The 15209-nt window shown below is 58.5% G+C and carries 16 protein-coding genes and 1 pseudogene; 11 read left to right on the forward strand and 6 right to left on the reverse strand.

Going from position 1 to position 15209, the window contains the following annotated elements:
- The first annotated feature begins 138 nt into the window (after positions 1-138).
- Positions 139-879, forward strand: a complete 741-nt coding sequence (locus tag H8B20_RS02635) for a DUF599 domain-containing protein (RefSeq protein WP_042558296.1) — start codon at positions 139-141, stop codon at positions 877-879.
- Positions 876-1277, forward strand: coding sequence for an MAPEG family protein (locus H8B20_RS02640; protein ID WP_210622269.1), 402 nt, complete (start codon positions 876-878; stop codon positions 1275-1277). The genes H8B20_RS02635 and H8B20_RS02640 overlap by 4 nt, the downstream gene beginning before the upstream one ends.
- A gap of 77 nt (positions 1278-1354) precedes the next feature.
- Here the strand turns inward: H8B20_RS02640 and H8B20_RS02645 are convergent, their stop codons facing one another.
- Complete coding sequence (locus H8B20_RS02645) at positions 1355-1591, reverse strand: hypothetical protein (protein WP_007959016.1); 237 nt, start codon at positions 1589-1591, stop codon at positions 1355-1357.
- Positions 1592-1749: 158 nt separating this feature from the next.
- Between H8B20_RS02645 and H8B20_RS02650 the strand changes: the two genes are divergently transcribed.
- From H8B20_RS02650 to H8B20_RS02665, 4 genes are all read left to right on the forward strand, one after another.
- Positions 1750-2226, forward strand: a complete 477-nt coding sequence (locus tag H8B20_RS02650; RefSeq protein ID WP_210622270.1) for a PaaI family thioesterase — start codon at positions 1750-1752, stop codon at positions 2224-2226.
- Positions 2223-2675, forward strand: a complete 453-nt coding sequence (locus tag H8B20_RS02655; RefSeq protein WP_210622271.1) for a PaaI family thioesterase — start codon at positions 2223-2225, stop codon at positions 2673-2675. The genes H8B20_RS02650 and H8B20_RS02655 overlap by 4 nt, the downstream gene beginning before the upstream one ends.
- An 81-nt stretch (positions 2676-2756) precedes the next feature.
- Positions 2757-4661: a molecular chaperone HtpG gene (htpG, locus tag H8B20_RS02660; protein WP_210622272.1), complete on the forward strand. Its 1905-nt coding sequence runs from the start codon at positions 2757-2759 to the stop codon at positions 4659-4661.
- Between the two features lie 68 nt (positions 4662-4729).
- Positions 4730-5458 carry a dienelactone hydrolase family protein gene (locus H8B20_RS02665; protein WP_210622273.1) on the forward strand — a complete coding sequence of 243 codons (729 nt, stop codon included), beginning with the start codon at positions 4730-4732 and terminating at the stop codon, positions 5456-5458.
- 158 nt (positions 5459-5616) lie between these two features.
- Here H8B20_RS02665 and H8B20_RS02670 read toward each other — a convergent pair whose 3' ends face one another.
- Both H8B20_RS02670 and H8B20_RS02675 read right to left on the reverse strand, forming a co-directional pair.
- Entirely contained in the window at positions 5617-6480 is an 864-nt protein-coding gene (locus H8B20_RS02670) for a pirin family protein (protein ID WP_210622274.1), read from the reverse strand.
- Positions 6481-6541: 61 nt separating this feature from the next.
- Positions 6542-6958, reverse strand: a complete 417-nt coding sequence (locus H8B20_RS02675) for an OsmC family protein (protein ID WP_042558302.1) — start codon at positions 6956-6958, stop codon at positions 6542-6544.
- Between the two features lie 127 nt (positions 6959-7085).
- Here H8B20_RS02675 and H8B20_RS02680 point away from each other — a divergent pair, with 127 nt between their 5' ends.
- The 3 genes and pseudogenes from H8B20_RS02680 (at position 7086) to H8B20_RS28190 (ending at position 9897) form a co-directional block, all read left to right on the forward strand.
- Positions 7086-8141 carry an amidohydrolase family protein gene (locus tag H8B20_RS02680; RefSeq protein ID WP_215729185.1) on the forward strand — a complete coding sequence of 352 codons (1056 nt, stop codon included), beginning with the start codon at positions 7086-7088 and terminating at the stop codon, positions 8139-8141.
- Between the two features lie 130 nt (positions 8142-8271).
- Positions 8272-9042, forward strand: a pseudogene (locus tag H8B20_RS28185) (MCP four helix bundle domain-containing protein); the annotation flags it as partial.
- The gene (locus H8B20_RS28190; protein ID WP_390896403.1) at positions 9034-9897 is read left to right on the forward strand and encodes a methyl-accepting chemotaxis protein; all 864 of its coding nucleotides are present in this window, start codon (positions 9034-9036) and stop codon (positions 9895-9897) included. The pseudogene H8B20_RS28185 and the gene H8B20_RS28190, both read left to right, overlap by 9 nt.
- Positions 9898-10045: 148 nt before the next feature.
- Here H8B20_RS28190 and H8B20_RS02690 read toward each other — a convergent pair whose 3' ends face one another.
- Genes H8B20_RS02690 through purM form a run of 3 tightly spaced genes read right to left on the reverse strand, consistent with a single transcriptional unit; the run spans position 10046 to position 12476 of the window.
- Positions 10046-10759: a DUF3108 domain-containing protein gene (locus H8B20_RS02690; RefSeq protein WP_042558305.1), complete on the reverse strand. Its 714-nt coding sequence runs from the start codon at positions 10757-10759 to the stop codon at positions 10046-10048.
- Between the two features lie 8 nt (positions 10760-10767).
- Positions 10768-11418 (reverse strand): phosphoribosylglycinamide formyltransferase, encoded by a 651-nt coding sequence (purN, locus tag H8B20_RS02695; protein ID WP_210622277.1) that lies wholly within the window; start codon positions 11416-11418, stop codon positions 10768-10770.
- The gene (gene purM / locus H8B20_RS02700) at positions 11418-12476 is read right to left on the reverse strand and encodes a phosphoribosylformylglycinamidine cyclo-ligase (RefSeq protein WP_042558307.1); all 1059 of its coding nucleotides are present in this window, start codon (positions 12474-12476) and stop codon (positions 11418-11420) included. The genes purN and purM overlap by 1 nt, the downstream gene beginning before the upstream one ends.
- A 369-nt stretch (positions 12477-12845) precedes the next feature.
- Here purM and H8B20_RS02705 point away from each other — a divergent pair, with 369 nt between their 5' ends.
- Both H8B20_RS02705 and H8B20_RS02710 read left to right on the forward strand, forming a co-directional pair.
- Positions 12846-13904 carry a DUF2066 domain-containing protein gene (locus H8B20_RS02705; protein ID WP_210622278.1) on the forward strand — a complete coding sequence of 353 codons (1059 nt, stop codon included), beginning with the start codon at positions 12846-12848 and terminating at the stop codon, positions 13902-13904.
- Between the two features lie 34 nt (positions 13905-13938).
- Positions 13939-15012 (forward strand): AI-2E family transporter, encoded by a 1074-nt coding sequence (locus H8B20_RS02710; protein ID WP_115148239.1) that lies wholly within the window; start codon positions 13939-13941, stop codon positions 15010-15012.
- The last annotated feature ends 197 nt before the right edge of the window (positions 15013-15209 follow it).

Genomic DNA, 15209 nt, shown 5'->3' on the forward strand with positions numbered 1-15209 from the left:
AAACAGAAATGCCCCGTATCAATCGATACGGGGCATTTTTTATGGGCATCAGGCAGTGTCTTTTTCCGTGAGCTAGCGTCGAAGGGTTGCTTAGGCTCACTCCTACAGGAATCGTGTTCACACATCACAAGGAACCGCATGTCGTTCATCCAGGCCAATCTGATTCATCTGCTCGCCGCACTCTGGTTTGTCATCTGCTGGGGCGGCTATACCCGTTACGCCGGCTGGAAGGCTCGCGACACCGCGTGTCTGGCCAGCGTGCTGCACCTGTACCGCGAAGACTGGATGCGCCGCATGTTGCTGCGCGACAACCGCATCGCGGACGCCAGCGTGATCGGCAACCTGGAGCGTAACGCCTCGTTCTTTGCTTCCAGCACGCTGATTATCCTTGCAGGTATCCTCACCGTGCTGGGCGCTTCCGACCGTGCGGTGTCATTGCTGGCGGATATTCCGATGGTGCAGCAGGCCTCGCAAGGCATGTCGGAGATCAAGTTGCTGTGCCTGGCAATGGTATTTGTCTACGCGTTCTTCACGTTCAGCTGGTGCATGCGCCAGTACAACTTTGCGGCGATTCTGGTGGGCTCGGCCCCGATGATCGGTGAGCGACAAGTCTCGGAGCTGGAGCGCAAAGCCTTCGCTTCGCGAGCGGCGCGGGTGATTTCGATGGCGGCCAACCAGTTCAACTTCGGCCTGCGCTCGTACTACTTCGGCATGAGTATGCTGGCGTGGTTTGTCAGCCCTTGGTTGTTCATGCTGATGAGTGCCGGAGTGGTCGTCGTCTTGTACCGCCGCGAGTTTCATTCCGACGTTCTGGATGTCATGGTCTATACCCCTACAGAGGCGCCCATTCCCGAGGCGAACAAAGAGGTCGTTTCATGAGTATTCCGTTCTGGTGTGTGTTTATCAGTGCCCTGTTGATTTATATCGCGCGCTTGCCGGTGAGCAAGGCCATGAAAGAGCAGGGCGGTTACAACAACCACCTGCCTCGCCAACAGCAGGCACAGCTCACGGGTTACGGTGCGAGGGCACTGGCGGCGCACCAGAACAGCATCGAGGCATTCATATTGTTCGCAGTGGGGGGGCTTATGGCGCATACCACGCAAACAGCGGGATGGCTGATCGATACGTTGGCGATCATTTTTGTAATCGCGCGGATCCTCTACTTGTGGCTCTACCTGGCTGACAAGCCTGCATTGCGCAGCTTGATATGGCTGGTCGGCCTGGTGTGTTCGTTGTTGCTGATGATTAGTCCGACTTTTAAAACTGTCCTGCTCTAAAAAATCATTGCCGATAAAACGCAGGTAAAAGAAAACCCGCACTTGGCGGGTTTTCTTTTGTCACACCAGAAAGCGGATTATTGCTTTTTGGCGGCTTCTTCTTGTGCAGCGGCGTTCGATTCAGCCTGAGCTTTGGCAGCTTCGGCGTTTTCTTTCGCAGCGTCGTTCACTTTATCCTGAGCTTTGTTCATGTCTTGCTGAGCTTGTTCAGCATGTTGGTTTGCATCTTGAGCTTTGTCCTCGGATTTTTTATCGCAGGCAGCGAGACCGAGGGAAGCGGTCAACATCAAGGCAATAGCTAAAGTCTTACGCATGGGGTGTTTCTCCTTATGGAAAATAACTACTGGCCTTAAGAACTCGGCGCCAAGGGTTAAGTTCCTCATTTGTTTCAGATATATAAGATCTTTTTTCAGTGGAACTTTTGCGGTTTTTCTCACTACTGGCAAAAGGCTCTAACGAGAGTAATTATCATATGGCTGAAAACCCCGTTTTTGAGCGTGCCACGCGATTTCTTTCGGCGTTGCGACACTGCCAGGTCCTTGGGTTGCAAGTGCACAGCGCCTCTGTCGATGGGCTCACGGTGATCCTGCCATACAGCACGAAAATCGTCGGTAACCCGCAGACAGGCGTGATACACGGTGGCGCTATCACCTCTTTGATGGACACCGCGTGCGGCATGTCGACCCTGTGCGTACTGCCGGAATTCGAAGTCTGCCCGACCCTCGATCTGCGCATCGACTACATGCACGCCGCAGAACCCCATAAAGACGTTTACGGCTTCGCCCAGTGCTATCGAGTGACGACCGATGTGATCTTCGCTCGCGGCTTCGCCTACCAGGATGATCCCGAGCAGCCGATTGCCCACGTCGTTGGCACTTTCATGCGCATGGGCAAAAACATCAGGGGCACCAAGGGTTTTGGTGGCGCTATCAGGGGAGAGGGCCAATGAGCGACGACCTCAAGGATCAGTTGCAGCGGGCCCATGCGCAAGGCGACTACGCACCGCTGCTCAAGTTGATTCCGTACGCCGGGCTGATCGGCATCGAGTGCTCTCGCGTTGGCGATGACTTGCTGTTCAAGCTGCCGGCGAATAAGGACAACATTGGTAACCCTTTATTGCCGGCGATTCATGGCGGGGTGATTGCCGGGTTCATGGAACTGGCCGCAGCCCTGCATTTATTGATTTTTACCGGGGCGCCGGGTGTACCGAAGATCATCGATTTTTCCCTCGATTACCTGCGCGCCGGGCAGTTTCGCGACACCTGGGCCAGGTGTCAGGTCTGCCGGCAGGGGCGGCGGGTGGCGAACGTTGCGATCACGGCGTGGCAAAGTACCGAAAGCGAACCGATTGCCACGGCGCGGGCGCATTTCAAAATCGATGAGCCCTTGAAATCCTGAACACTGCCCCAAACTCAGATGACAACCCGCCGCAGACCATTCGGGTCGCGGCCAATGCCATCTGATTGGAGTTTGATGACCATGAGTGTGGAAACTCAAAAGGAAACCCTGGGCTTCCAGACCGAGGTGAAGCAGCTGCTGCACCTCATGATCCATTCGCTGTATTCCAACAAGGAAATTTTCCTTCGCGAATTGATCTCGAACGCCTCTGACGCTGTCGACAAGCTGCGCTTCGAAGCCCTGGCCAAGCCTGAGTTGCTCGAAGGTGGCGCAGATCTGAAAATCCGTGTGAGCTTCGACAAGGACGCCAAGACCGTCACCCTCGAAGACAACGGTATCGGCATGAACCGTGACGATGTGATCGCCCACCTGGGGACCATCGCCAAGTCGGGCACCGCCGATTTCATGAAGAATCTGTCGGGCGATCAGAAAAAAGATTCGCACCTGATCGGCCAGTTTGGTGTTGGCTTCTACTCGGCCTTCATCGTTGCCGACCAGGTTGACGTGTACAGCCGTCGCGCCGGCACTCCGGCCAGCGAAGGCGTGCACTGGTCGTCGAAAGGCGAGGGCGAGTTCGAAGTCGCCACCATCGAAAAGCCTGAGCGCGGCACTCGCATCGTTCTGCACCTGAAAGCTGCAGAAGACGAGTTCGCCGATGGCTGGCGTCTGCGCAACATCATCAAGAAGTACTCCGACCATATCGCTTTGCCGATCGAGCTGCCGAAAGAAGTCACGGCTGCCGAAGGCGAAGAGGCGCCAGCGCTCGAGTGGGAAACCGTCAACCGCGCCAGTGCCCTGTGGACTCGTCCACGCACCGAAGTGAAGGACGAGGAATACCAGGAGTTCTACAAGCACATCGCCCACGATTTCGAGAACCCGCTGGCCTGGAGCCACAACAAGGTTGAAGGCAAACTCGAATACAGCTCGCTGTTGTACGTGCCGGCCCGCGCACCGTTCGATTTGTATCAGCGTGAAGCGCCGAAAGGCCTGAAGCTGTACGTGCAACGCGTGTTCGTAATGGATCAGGCCGAGTCGTTCCTGCCGCTCTACCTACGCTTCATCAAAGGCGTGGTCGACTCCAACGACCTGTCGCTGAACGTGTCGCGGGAAATTCTGCAGAAAGACCCGATCATCGATTCGATGAAGTCGGCGCTGACCAAGCGTGTGCTCGACATGCTGGAAAAACTGGCGAAGAACGAGCCTGAGCAATACAAGGGCTTCTGGAAGAACTTCGGTCAGGTCATGAAAGAAGGCCCGGCAGAAGACTTCGCCAACAAGGAAAAAATCGCGGGTCTGCTGCGTTTCGCGTCGACCAACGGCGACGACGGCGAGCAGATCGTCGGTCTGGCTGACTACCTGGCACGCGCCAAGGAAGGTCAGGACAAGATCTACTACCTCACCGGCGAAACCTACGCGCAGGTCAAAAACAGCCCGCACCTGGAAGTCTTCCGCAAGAAAGGCATCGAAGTGCTGCTGTTGACCGACCGTATCGACGAGTGGCTGATGAGCTACCTCAGCGACTTCGACGGCAAGTCGTTTGTTGACGTGGCACGCGGTGACCTGGATCTGGGCAACCTGGACTCGGAAGAGGACAAGAAAGCTGCAGAAGAAGTCGCCAAGTCCAAAGAAGGTCTGGTCGAGCGTCTGAAAACCGCGCTGGGCGATTCCGTTGCTGAAGTGCGGGTTTCCCATCGTCTGACCGATTCGCCGGCCATTCTGGCCATCGGCGAACAGGACCTGGGTCTGCAAATGCGTCAGATCCTCGAAGCCAGCGGCCAGAAAGTGCCGGATTCGAAGCCTATCTTCGAATTCAACCCGAGCCACCCGCTGATCGAGAAACTCGACGGCGAGCAGAGCGAAGAGCGCTTCGGCGACCTGTCGCACATCCTCTTCGATCAGGCAGCCCTGGCTGCCGGCGACAGCTTGAAGGACCCGGCCGCTTATGTGCGCCGCCTGAACAAGCTGTTGGTCGAACTGTCGGTTTGATGAAGTTGTAAAAAAACCCGCTTCGGCGGGTTTTTTCATTCTGGTGTTCAAGTAATCAGGAGTCAGAAATGAGCCAAGTCACAGTACGTTCGGTGATCTATCAGATTGATGGCCAGCCTTATGAAGGTCGGCTTGCATTCGACGCCGAGCACAAAGGCGCCCGTCCGGGTTTGTTGATGGCGCCGAACTGGATGGGCGTCAGCGCTGGCGCTGAAGAAATCGCCAGGTCGGTGGCGGCCGAGGGCTACGTGGTGTTGATCGCTGATGTCTACGGTCAGGCCGTGCGTCCGCAGAACGCTGATCAGGCCGGTGCGGCGATGATGCCGCTCAAGGATGATCGCGCACTGCTGCGCACGCGTATGCAGGTTGCGTTCGAGCAGTTGCAGACTCAGGGCGAAGCGGCAGTCGATACGTCGAAGCTGGCGGTGTTCGGTTTCTGCTTTGGCGGTTGCTGTGCGCTGGATCTGGCGCGCACTGGCGCGCCCGTGAAAGCGGCGGTGTCGTTCCATGGCACGCTGGATTCACCGAATCCTGCGGATGCGCAGAACATCAAAGGCTCGGTGCTTGTGCTTCACGGCGCGTCCGATCCGTTGGTGCCGAAGGAGCAACTGCCTGCCTTCGAAGACGAGATGAACGCGGCGAAGGTGGATTGGCAATTGCTGAGCTACGGCGGTGCGGTGCACTCGTTTACCGACCCGCACGCCAATGTGCCGGGCAAGATGATGTACGACGCGAAGACGGCCAAACGGGCGTTCAAGTCGATGCATGATTTGCTGGATGAAGTGTTCAGCGGTTGATTCAGTTGTCAGGCACTGACTTGGGCGGTGTCTGACAGTGCCTCATCGCTGGCAAGCCAGCTCCCACAGTTATCGAGCCGTTAGCAAAGCCTGTGTTCGACGCGAAAACCTGTGGGAGCTGGCTTGCCAGCGATGGCTGACTCAAAGGCAATACAAGTTCAGGGCAGTTCGATCCGCTCGCTTTCCCCCGGCACCGTCGGCCATTCCCCGGCCGCCCATTTGCGCCGAGCCTCATCTATTGCCGCCGGATCGCTCGCAACAAAATTCCAGTTGATCCGCCTCGGGCCATCCAGCGGTGCGCCGCCGAATACCACCGCGTGAACCTCGCTCTCGGCAAACAGACTCATTTCTTCCCCTACCGGCAACACCACCAGTGCGTGTGGTTCGACCGTTTCGCCGTTCAGTTGTGCATCGCCACTCAATACATACAGCGCCCGCTCTTCATGCTCTGAGGGAATCTGCAATGTGGTCGCCGTTTGCATCTTCACTTCGGCATACAACGTAGGAGAAAGCACCGGGACTGGCGATTCCAGACAAAAGCCTGACCCGGCAATCATCCGAATCTGCACGCCGAGGTTATCGCTGACCGGCAAGGTTGCTGCCGGGTGATGACTGTAATGCCCCGGGCCTTGTTCGTGATCCTTGGGCGAGGCCAGCCAGATCTGCAAACCGTGCATCGTGAAACTCTGATCCCACAGCGGCTCCGGCGTGCGTTCAACGTGGGCAATCGCGCTGCCGGCGGTCATCCAGCTGACATCGCCAGCGCTGACTACCTGATCGGAGCCTAGGCTGTCCTTGTGCTGGAGTTGGCCTTCAAACAGATAGGTCAGTGTTGACAGGCCAATGTGCGGATGCTGTCGGATGTTCATGCCTTTGCCCGTCGGATAAACCGTTTCGAGCATGTGATCAAAAAACACGAATGGCCCGACGCTGCGGCATTTGGCTGACGGCAACGGACGAAGAATCGGCTGGCCTTCGACGTCTTCGGCTCGCGGGCGGATGATCAGGGGTTGCGTGTCCATGGTGCATTCCAGGCTGAGCGGGTGATGCCAGAAGCATAACCCGCCGCTGGCATCAGGATGGTTATTGGCTGTCGAAGCCTTGTGGGGCATGGGTTTCGATGCTGACTTCGCTGGTGGTCATGAGCTTGTGGATCGGGCAGCGGTCGGCGACTCGCAGCAGTTCCTCGCGCTGGGCGTCTGTGAGCACACCTTTGAGGGTGAGGGTGACGTGCAGGGCGTATTTGCCTTTCTGCTCTTCACTGTTATCGCGTTTGACCTCAACACCCACGCCGGTCAGCGGGATGTCTTTCTTCTTCGCGTACATCTTCAGGGTCAGGGCCTTGCAGGCGCCGAGTGCGGCGTCGAAGTAATCGTGCGGCTCTGGCGCCGTGCCTTCGCCGCCGGCAGAGGCCGGTACGTCGGCAAACAGTTCGTGTTCATCGATCTGGACAGTGTGACGAAAACCTTCAGCGGAGACGGTATTGACGGTAACGGTCATGTGAACCTCACTGGCAGTAGGAAAAGTCGTTCGATCAAAAAGACCTTGCAGTTATAGAGCATTGCCAGCGGCACGCGTTCCACTTTCCTGCGGGATGAACCCTTGGGGGCAGGGCGGGGTCTAGGCTATGCCTACTTGTCGGAGATTAATTGTGTCCCTGTATCGTTTGAGTCTTGCCTGCCTGCTGGTGTTTGCCGGTAACGCCGGCGCCCGCGAATACACCTACAGCGATGCGCACCTGCATTACGTGGATTTTTTCCAGGAAACCGCCGGCATGCCGAAATTGCTGACGGCCATGAAGGAAAACTCCATTGAGCATGTGATGATTTCCGGCATTCCCGTGGCGAAGAAGTGGCATGAGGATGAACCGAAACGCCCGCGCTATTACGCCGGTGATGATGCCGACGCCTATTGGTACAGCGCCACCGACGTGATCGTCGCTGATGCAGTGCAAAAACTGACGCCTGAGCAGCGACCCTACTTTCACCCGTTTCTGTCAGGCTTCAACCCTAACGACAAGAACTCCGCCGCACATATTCAGCGCATGCTCGAACTCTATCCGGGGCTGTGGCAAGGCATTGGCGAAGTCTTCACGCGGCATGACGACCTGACGGCGCTGACGTCCGGTGACACGCCGCGCGCCAACAACGAGGCGATGACCAAGATTTATCATCTGGCGGCAGAAAACGATCTGCCGGTAATGGTGCATTCCAACATCACTTCCAAACGTGAGAGAAATCCGCTTTACCTGCAGGAAATCGAAGAGCCGCTGCGTAATCACCCGCACACACGGTTCATCTGGGCGCATGCCGGCACCAGCGCGGAAATCCATCGGCACCAGACACAACTAGACTTTCTCCTGCCGACACTCGCACGCATGCTCGAGGCATATCCGAATCTGTTCATTGATCTGTCGTGGAGCATGCTCACGCCGTATCTGCTGGATGAACACGGCAAGCCACGCCCGGAATGGCTGGCGCTGGTAAAGAAATATCCGGAGCGCTTCATGCTTGGCTCGGATGTCGTAGGGCGATTCAACAAGCTCGGTGAGGAAATGCACAGCTTCGCGCCTTTCCTCGATGCGCTTCCCGAAGAAATTGCACAAAAGGTCGCTCGCGATAACTTCCTGGCGATATTGCCGCGAACAGCGCTCAAGTCCGACAAAATCGCGCTGAATCGTTAATGCCGAGGGTTAGAAGTATTAAGGCGTTTTGATATCACGTTTTCGTCTTACGCAAATTTCTTCCGGGCCGATACCTTCTAGAGCAACCCGCTGTAGGTTGATGCAGCGCTTTTGGAAGGAAGCCAAATTAATGAGTATCCGTAGTCTCAATATTGCCCCGCGTGCCGGCCTCGGTTTTGGCTTGATGGCATTGATGGTGTGCGCCCTCGGGGCGTTCGCTCTGCTGCAAATGTCGAACATGCGCGCCCAGTCCGACGAGGTCGACAACAATTGGCTGCCGAGTGTGATGGCGGTCGGCGAGATGAGTCAGGACATGTTGCGCCTGCGCGCGCTGACCATGCGCCTGTTGCTCAATCGTGATCCGCAGGCGTTGCAGCAGAATGTGGCCAAGCTAGATGAGCTGCGCGGGGTGCTGGGTGAGGCCCAGCAGCGTTATGACGTGCTGATCGTGCTGCCTGAAGAGCGCCAGTTATTCGATCGCTTCAAGGTGGCCGAGCATCAATATCTGGAGCTTCAGGCGCAAGTCTTGCAGTTGTCTGCGCAGAACCGGGTGGAGGAGGCGGCGCGCATTCTCAATGGCGAGATGAGCCCGTTGGCCGATGAAATCGCCGTCGTCCTGCGTCAATTGGTCGAACTGAACAAACACAATGCCAATCTCGCCACCGAGGGCGCGCGGCTGGTGTTCACTCAGTCGCGGGTTTGGGTTGGGGTCATGATCGGCGTTACCGCGCTGATCACCATCGGCCTGGCGCTGTTGCTGACGCGCAGCATCGTCTTGCCATTGGCGCAGTCCTTAGGCGTGGCGCAAGTAGTGGCCGGCGGCGACCTTACCGGTGACATCAATATTTCCGGCAAGGACGAGCCGGCGCGGCTGCTGCAAGCGCTCAAAAGCATGCAGCACAACCTGCGCGACACGATTCGGCAAATTTCCGAGTCGTCCAGTCAGTTGGCTTCGGCGTCGGAAGAGCTGAGTTGCGTCACGGAAGACGCTACGCGTGGGCTGCACCAGCAGAGTCTGGAAATCGAACAGGCGGCTACAGCGGTGAATCAGATGACGGCGGCAGTGGAGGAGGTGGCCAGCAATGCCGTGGCGACCTCCGAGGCCTCGCGCGAATCCGATCGCATTGCCCAGCATGGTCGCCAGCAGGTGCAGCAGACCGTGTCGTCAATCGAATCCCTTGCCGAGGATGTGACGGCCAATGCGACGCAGATGGAAGATCTGGCGCAGAAGGTTCATGGCATCAGCAAAGTGCTGGATGTGATCCGCTCGATCGCCGAGCAGACCAACCTGCTGGCGTTGAACGCGGCGATCGAAGCAGCACGGGCTGGCGATGCCGGGCGCGGTTTTGCAGTGGTCGCGGATGAGGTGCGGGCGCTGGCGCATCGCACTCAGCAGTCGACTCAGGAAATCGAGCAGATGATCGGTGGCATTCAGCAAGGCACGGATTCAGCGGTCGGTTCGATGCAGCAGAGCAATGTGCGGGCGCGTGCGACGCTGGACCTGGCCAAGTCGGCCGGCACTGCGCTGGAGGAAATTGCTTCGGCATTCACCGTGATCAACGAGCGCAATCTGGTGATCGCCAGTGCTTCGGAAGAGCAAGCGGCAGTGGCGCGGGAGGTGGATCGCAATTTGATGAATATCCGTGATCTGGCGATGCAGACGTCGGCGGGTGCGAATCAGACCAGTGCGGCGAGCCAGGAGTTGTCGCGATTGGCAGTGGATTTGAACAGCATGGTGGCCAGGTTTTCAGTTTGAGTGTGTGGTGAGCCCGGGGTTGCCCTCGCCCTAACCCTCTCCCTTGGGAGAGGGCTGGGGTGAGGGGCGAGCCTCGCACCATTCTTCAGGCCAACATTCAGGCAATAAAAAGCCCCGCAATCGCGGGGCTTTTTCACATCACTTCGGGTCAGCTGCCTTTCACAGCCTTGCCGTTGACCGTACCGTCCTGGAGCATGATGTTGTACTCCTTGCCGTCGGTTTCAACTTGTTGCAGGCGAACCAGCAGGTAATCCCAATCCTTGGCGAACCAGAGGACGGTGATGCGCTTGCTTTGTGTCGGGTCGCGTACGCGCTCGACCTTGATCGCATCGATCTTGCCTGCCTTGGTGTCGACTTTTTCCGAGCCAAGCACGCGGAAGTCATAGGTATCGATCTCGCCGTCATCGACCACTTGGTAGCTCATGGTCTTCTTGCCGGCGGCGACGTCATGTTGCAGTGCCAGCTGATAAGTCGATTTGTCGACCATGCCACGGTTCAGCGGGATTTTCACCGCATCGCCACGGTCGGTGCCGGTAACCAGTTTGTTGGTCCAGTCGAAGTCCAGATCAGCCTTCTTCGCCTTGCCCAGACCGCCACGTTCGAAGTGGTAGGACTGAGGCAACAGCGTGTCCTTGTCCAGGGTCAGGGTGCTGGTCTCGGTGAGGCTGGCGATCATCATCGACGCCTTGAAACTGAGCGTCCAGACGCCTTTGGCATCCTTTGACAGGCTGCGCTCGGCAGTGCCGCTCATCGGCAGCTGTTTCCAGTCGGCGGTGTAGCTGGCGGAGAACGGTTGAAGGTCTGCCGCCTGCGCGAAAGGCAGGGCGAGCAGTGCGCAAGCAAATAGCAGGGCGCGACGCATAATATCTCCTAGTGTCGAATCAAATGGCCGCTGGCCGCGAGTAACTGGCCGTCCAGTGAAGCACCTTCGCCCCCGAGTGCAAGTCTGCCTTCGGCAAACCAGCGTACCGCCATGGGGTAGATCAAGTGTTCCTGAGCATGCACTCGCTGCGCCAGACTCTGCGGCGTGTCGTGCAACTCTACCGGTATTACTGCCTGTACGACCAGTGGTCCGCCATCGAGTTCCTCGGTGACGAAGTGGACGGAGCAGCCGTGCTCGGTGTCGCCGGCCTCCAGCGCGCGCTGATGGGTGTGTAACCCTTTGTATTTGGGCAGCAGCGAAGGATGGATGTTGAGCAGGCGACCCTGATAGTGGCGTACGAAGTCAGCGCTGAGAATGCGCATGAATCCGGCCAGTACCACGAGTTTGGGATTGAATTCGTCGATCAGTTCGATCAGGGCAGCATCGAAGGCCTCGCGACCTTCGAAGGCCTTGTGATCCAGCGAGCGGGTGGCGATACCCGCGTCACTGGCGCGTTGCAGGCCGTAAGCGTCGGCGCGGTTGGAAATCACCGCAGCGATGCGGACCGGGCTTTCGCCGGTCCGCGTGCTTTCGATCAAGGCCTGCAAGTTACTGCCGGTGCCGGACAACAGCACCACGACATCACAGGTTGCGGACATTAATGAGCCTTAAGGTTCTTCAGTTCGACCTGAGCAGCGCCTTCGGCAGCGACTGCGATCTGGCCGATGACCCAAGGCTGTTCGCCAGCGTCGCGCAAGGTGTTGAGCGCAACTTCAACGTGCTCCTGAGCCACGCAGATGACCATGCCGACGCCGCAGTTCAGAACGCGGTGCATCTCGGTCTCGTCAACGTTGCCTTTCTCTTGCAGCCAGTCGAACACGGCCGGGCGATTCCAGCTGGCGACGTCGACCACGGCCTGAGCGCCTTTTGGCAGAACGCGCGGGATGTTGTCGAGCAGGCCGCCACCGGTGATGTGGGCCATGGCTTTGACGGCGCCGGTGTCTTTGATCAGCTTGAGCAGCGGCTTCACATAGATACGGGTCGGGGCCATCAGCAGGTCGGTCAGCGGTTTGCCGTCGAGCTGGATGTTTTCGATGTCGGAGCCGGACACTTCGATGATCTTGCGGATCAGCGAGTAGCCGTTGGAGTGCGGGCCGGAGGAAGGCAGAGCGATCAGCGCGTCACCGGTGGCGACTTTCGAGCCGTCGATGATTTCGGCTTTTTCCACGACGCCGACGCAGAAGCCGGCCAGGTCGTAGTCTTCGCCTTCGTACATGCCAGGCATTTCAGCGGTTTCGCCGCCAACCAGCGAGCAACCGGACAGTTCGCAGCCGGCGCCGATGCCGGTCACAACCTGGGCGGCGGTCTCGACGTTGAGTTTGCCGGTGGCGTAGTAGTCGAGGAAGAACAGCGGCTCGGCACCGCACACCACCAGGTCGTTGACGCACATGGCGACCAGGTCGATACCGATGGTGTCGTGCTTGTTCAGGTTCAGGGCCAGACGCAGCTTGGTGCCGACGCCGTCAGTGCCGGAAACCAGTACGGGCTGCTTGTAGCCGGCCGGGATTTCGCAGAGGGCGCCGAAACCGCCCAGGCCGCCCATGACTTCCGGACGCGCAGTGCGCTTGGCGACGCTCTTGATGCGTTCGACCAATGCTTCACCGGCGTCGATGTCTACACCGGCGTCCTTGTAGCTCAGGGAGGGTTGCTTGCTCATGATCCAGGCCTTTAGGGGGGATTCAGGGGTAACGACCGAGTTCAGCGGGGCGCCGAAGTCGATGGGGCGATAGCCTCACGCGAGTTTCGAGGTGCCCGGCTGTTGCCGGTCTGCGAAGGCGCGCGATTTTATCAGGCTTGAGGGGCAGCGGCCATCCTCGTACCGACGGGCAGGGCCATATCACCCGAAATTTTTTGCAATTGAGGCGTACGGCTGCCTGTATAAGGTGTGGCAATTAACCGTCTATCGTTATCACTGTGCAAAAACTTACCGCCGCCGTGTGAATGTTTGGTGCTGGCAGACTGTCACAGCCTTGCCAAATCGGTTCACGCGGCCTGTTCCAGCCGCTCCTGTCGACGGGAATTCTCCATGCGTTTTTGTAAATTGTTGTTTGTGGGCTGTTTGTCTGTGGTCAGCCTGGCGAGTCATGCCGAAAACCTCAAAGGCCTTTATCAAGTGCGTGAGCCGGTCCAGGGCCAGGCTCCGGAGGAGCGTGAACGCGCTACTCAGGCCGCGCTGGATACGTTGGTATTGCGCCTGACCGGTGACCCTAAAGCTGCGCAAAATCCGGGTTTGGCGGCCGTGCGCAAGGATCCGCAGCAGATCATCAGTCAGTTCGGTTTCGATGCCGGGCCGCCGGAGGTGCTGAAAGTCGATTTCGATCCGAGCAGTACCGAGCAGGCATTGCGTCGCGCCGGGTTATCCCTGTGGGGCGCCAGCCGGCCGTCGATACTGAGCTGGTGGCTGAACGACTCGGCCGAAGGTTCGAGTCTGGTCGGTGATGGTCAGGCTGCTGCCGCGCCGTTGCGCACGGCGGCTCAGCATCGTGGTTTGCCGTTGCGTTTGCCGCTGGCTGATCTGAGTGAACAACTGGTCGCCACGGCGCCGGCACTCGAAGGCACGGATGCCGCACCTTTGCGCGATGCGTCGGAGCGCTATAACGCTGACGCCCTGCTGGCTGTGCATGCGCGGGAAGAGGGTGGTCAGTGGCAGGCCAAATGGCATTTGTGGCTAGGTGATCAAAAAGAAGCGGGCAGTGTGCAGGGTGCGGATCAGGCAGCCATTGCGGATGCAGTGATGCGTGCCGTCGCCCAGCGCCTGGCGCCACGCTTTGCTGCCAAGCCTGGGGCAACCGGGCAGCAGACCCTGGAAGTGCAGGGCATGAATCTGGAACGTTACGCTGCGCTGTTGCGGTTACTCGAACCGTTTGGCGTGCGTCTGCAAAGTGTAGATGGCGATCGTATCGTCTATCGGGTCAATGGCAGTGCCGATCAGATGCGTGCGCAGTTGTCGCTGGCCAGGTTGCAGGAACTGCCAGCCGAAGCTCCGGCTCCGGTGGCAGCGCCGCAGCCTGTGGTTGCGGGGGCGGTACCTGTCGCGGCGCCAGCCCCGGCACCTGCGGCGCCGACATTGCGGTTTCGCTGGTAAGTCTTTCCTTATATAGAAACAGTAGGAGTTGTACATGGCCGATACGCGGCGTTGGTTCTGGCTCGGTGGGATAGTCCTGCTTTGCGTGTTTGTGTGGTTATTGCACTCGATCCTCACGCCGTTTCTGGTGGCGCTGTTGCTGGCGTATCTGTTCGATCCGCTGGTGGACCGCCTGGAGAAGCTCGGTTTGTCGCGCACCTGGGGTGTTATCGCGGTGTTCACGTTGTTCACGCTGATCTTCACCGCGCTGATGCTGGTATTGGTGCCGATGCTCGCCAAACAGCTACTGCGCCTGTACGAGCTGGTGCCGCAAATGCTCGACTGGCTGCAGCACTCGGCGGTGCCGTGGGCGCAGTCGAAGCTGGGGCTGTCGGACGGCTTCTGGAAATTCGACAAGGTCAAGGCTGCGATCAGTGAGCACATGGGTCAGACCACCGATATTGTCGGCGTGGTCCTGAGCCAGGCGACGGCTTCGAGTCTGGCGCTGATCGGCTGGCTGGCCAATCTGGTGCTGATCCCGGTGGTGAGTTTCTACTTGCTGCGCGACTGGGACGTGATGATGGCCAAGATCCGCAGCCTGTTGCCGCGTGATCGTGAACCAACCATCGTCGCGCTGGCCGGTGAATGCCATGAGGTGCTCGGTGCATTCGTGCGCGGCCAGTTAATGGTGATGGTGGCGCTGGGGGTGATTTACGCGGCTGGGCTGATGATCGTCGGCCTGGAACTTGGGCTGTTGATCGGATTGATCGCGGGGCTGGCGGCGATCGTGCCGTACATGGGCTTTGTGATCGGCATCGGTGCGGCGTTGGTTGCCGGGCTGTTCCAGTTTGGTGGTGATCTGTATCCGATGGTCGGGATCGTCGCGGTGTTCATGGTCGGTCAGGCCCTGGAAGGCATGGTGTTGACCCCATTATTGGTGGGCGACCGGATCGGCCTGCACCCGGTGGCGGTGATCTTCGCTATCCTGGCCGGCGGCGAGCTGTTTGGCTTCACGGGTGTGTTGCTGGCGCTGCCGGTGGCGGCGGTGATCATGGTGCTAGTGCGCCATATGCACGACTTGTACAAGGACTCCGACATTTATAGTGGTGCTGACGAGCCGCAGCTGTAGCGCAGATGGCCAACCCGGCGAATAGCCGGGTTGGCCCGTGTCTTGCGGGGAATAGTGGCTCGACTGCGTCAGAGAAACTGTCATAAAACCAGTGCGTTAACGCAAACCTTTGATTTTGCTTGGACTCTGTCGCATTGTGCGGTTAGCTTCACGGGTATAAACTTCGCCAACTTTACACAGAGGCCACTAACGGTTCC

The organism is Pseudomonas sp. P42 (assembly GCF_017973755.1).
In the GTDB taxonomy this organism is placed as follows: domain Bacteria; phylum Pseudomonadota; class Gammaproteobacteria; order Pseudomonadales; family Pseudomonadaceae; genus Aquipseudomonas; species Aquipseudomonas iridis.

Excerpts from the sequence above, each read along its gene's own strand:
- H8B20_RS28190 (WP_390896403.1), top strand. The coding sequence starts at position 9,034 with ATGCAGCACAACCTGCGCGACACGATTCGGCAAATTTCCGAGTCGTCC.
- H8B20_RS02675 (WP_042558302.1), bottom strand. The coding sequence starts at position 6,958 with ATGACCGTTACCGTCAATACCGTCTCCGCTGAAGGTTTTCGTCACACT.
- H8B20_RS02670 (WP_210622274.1), bottom strand. The coding sequence starts at position 6,480 with ATGGACACGCAACCCCTGATCATCCGCCCGCGAGCCGAAGACGTCGAA.
- H8B20_RS02650 (WP_210622270.1), top strand. The coding sequence starts at position 1,750 with ATGGCTGAAAACCCCGTTTTTGAGCGTGCCACGCGATTTCTTTCGGCG.
- H8B20_RS02635 (WP_042558296.1), top strand. The coding sequence starts at position 139 with ATGTCGTTCATCCAGGCCAATCTGATTCATCTGCTCGCCGCACTCTGG.
- H8B20_RS02645 (WP_007959016.1), bottom strand. The coding sequence starts at position 1,591 with ATGCGTAAGACTTTAGCTATTGCCTTGATGTTGACCGCTTCCCTCGGT.
- H8B20_RS02655 (WP_210622271.1), top strand. The coding sequence starts at position 2,223 with ATGAGCGACGACCTCAAGGATCAGTTGCAGCGGGCCCATGCGCAAGGC.
- H8B20_RS02680 (WP_215729185.1), top strand. The coding sequence starts at position 7,086 with ATGCCTACTTGTCGGAGATTAATTGTGTCCCTGTATCGTTTGAGTCTT.
- H8B20_RS02710 (WP_115148239.1), top strand. The coding sequence starts at position 13,939 with ATGGCCGATACGCGGCGTTGGTTCTGGCTCGGTGGGATAGTCCTGCTT.
- H8B20_RS02705 (WP_210622278.1), top strand. The coding sequence starts at position 12,846 with ATGCGTTTTTGTAAATTGTTGTTTGTGGGCTGTTTGTCTGTGGTCAGC.
- htpG (WP_210622272.1), top strand. The coding sequence starts at position 2,757 with ATGAGTGTGGAAACTCAAAAGGAAACCCTGGGCTTCCAGACCGAGGTG.
- H8B20_RS02640 (WP_210622269.1), top strand. The coding sequence starts at position 876 with ATGAGTATTCCGTTCTGGTGTGTGTTTATCAGTGCCCTGTTGATTTAT.
- purM (WP_042558307.1), bottom strand. The coding sequence starts at position 12,476 with ATGAGCAAGCAACCCTCCCTGAGCTACAAGGACGCCGGTGTAGACATC.
- H8B20_RS02665 (WP_210622273.1), top strand. The coding sequence starts at position 4,730 with ATGAGCCAAGTCACAGTACGTTCGGTGATCTATCAGATTGATGGCCAG.
- purN (WP_210622277.1), bottom strand. The coding sequence starts at position 11,418 with ATGTCCGCAACCTGTGATGTCGTGGTGCTGTTGTCCGGCACCGGCAGT.
- H8B20_RS02690 (WP_042558305.1), bottom strand. The coding sequence starts at position 10,759 with ATGCGTCGCGCCCTGCTATTTGCTTGCGCACTGCTCGCCCTGCCTTTC.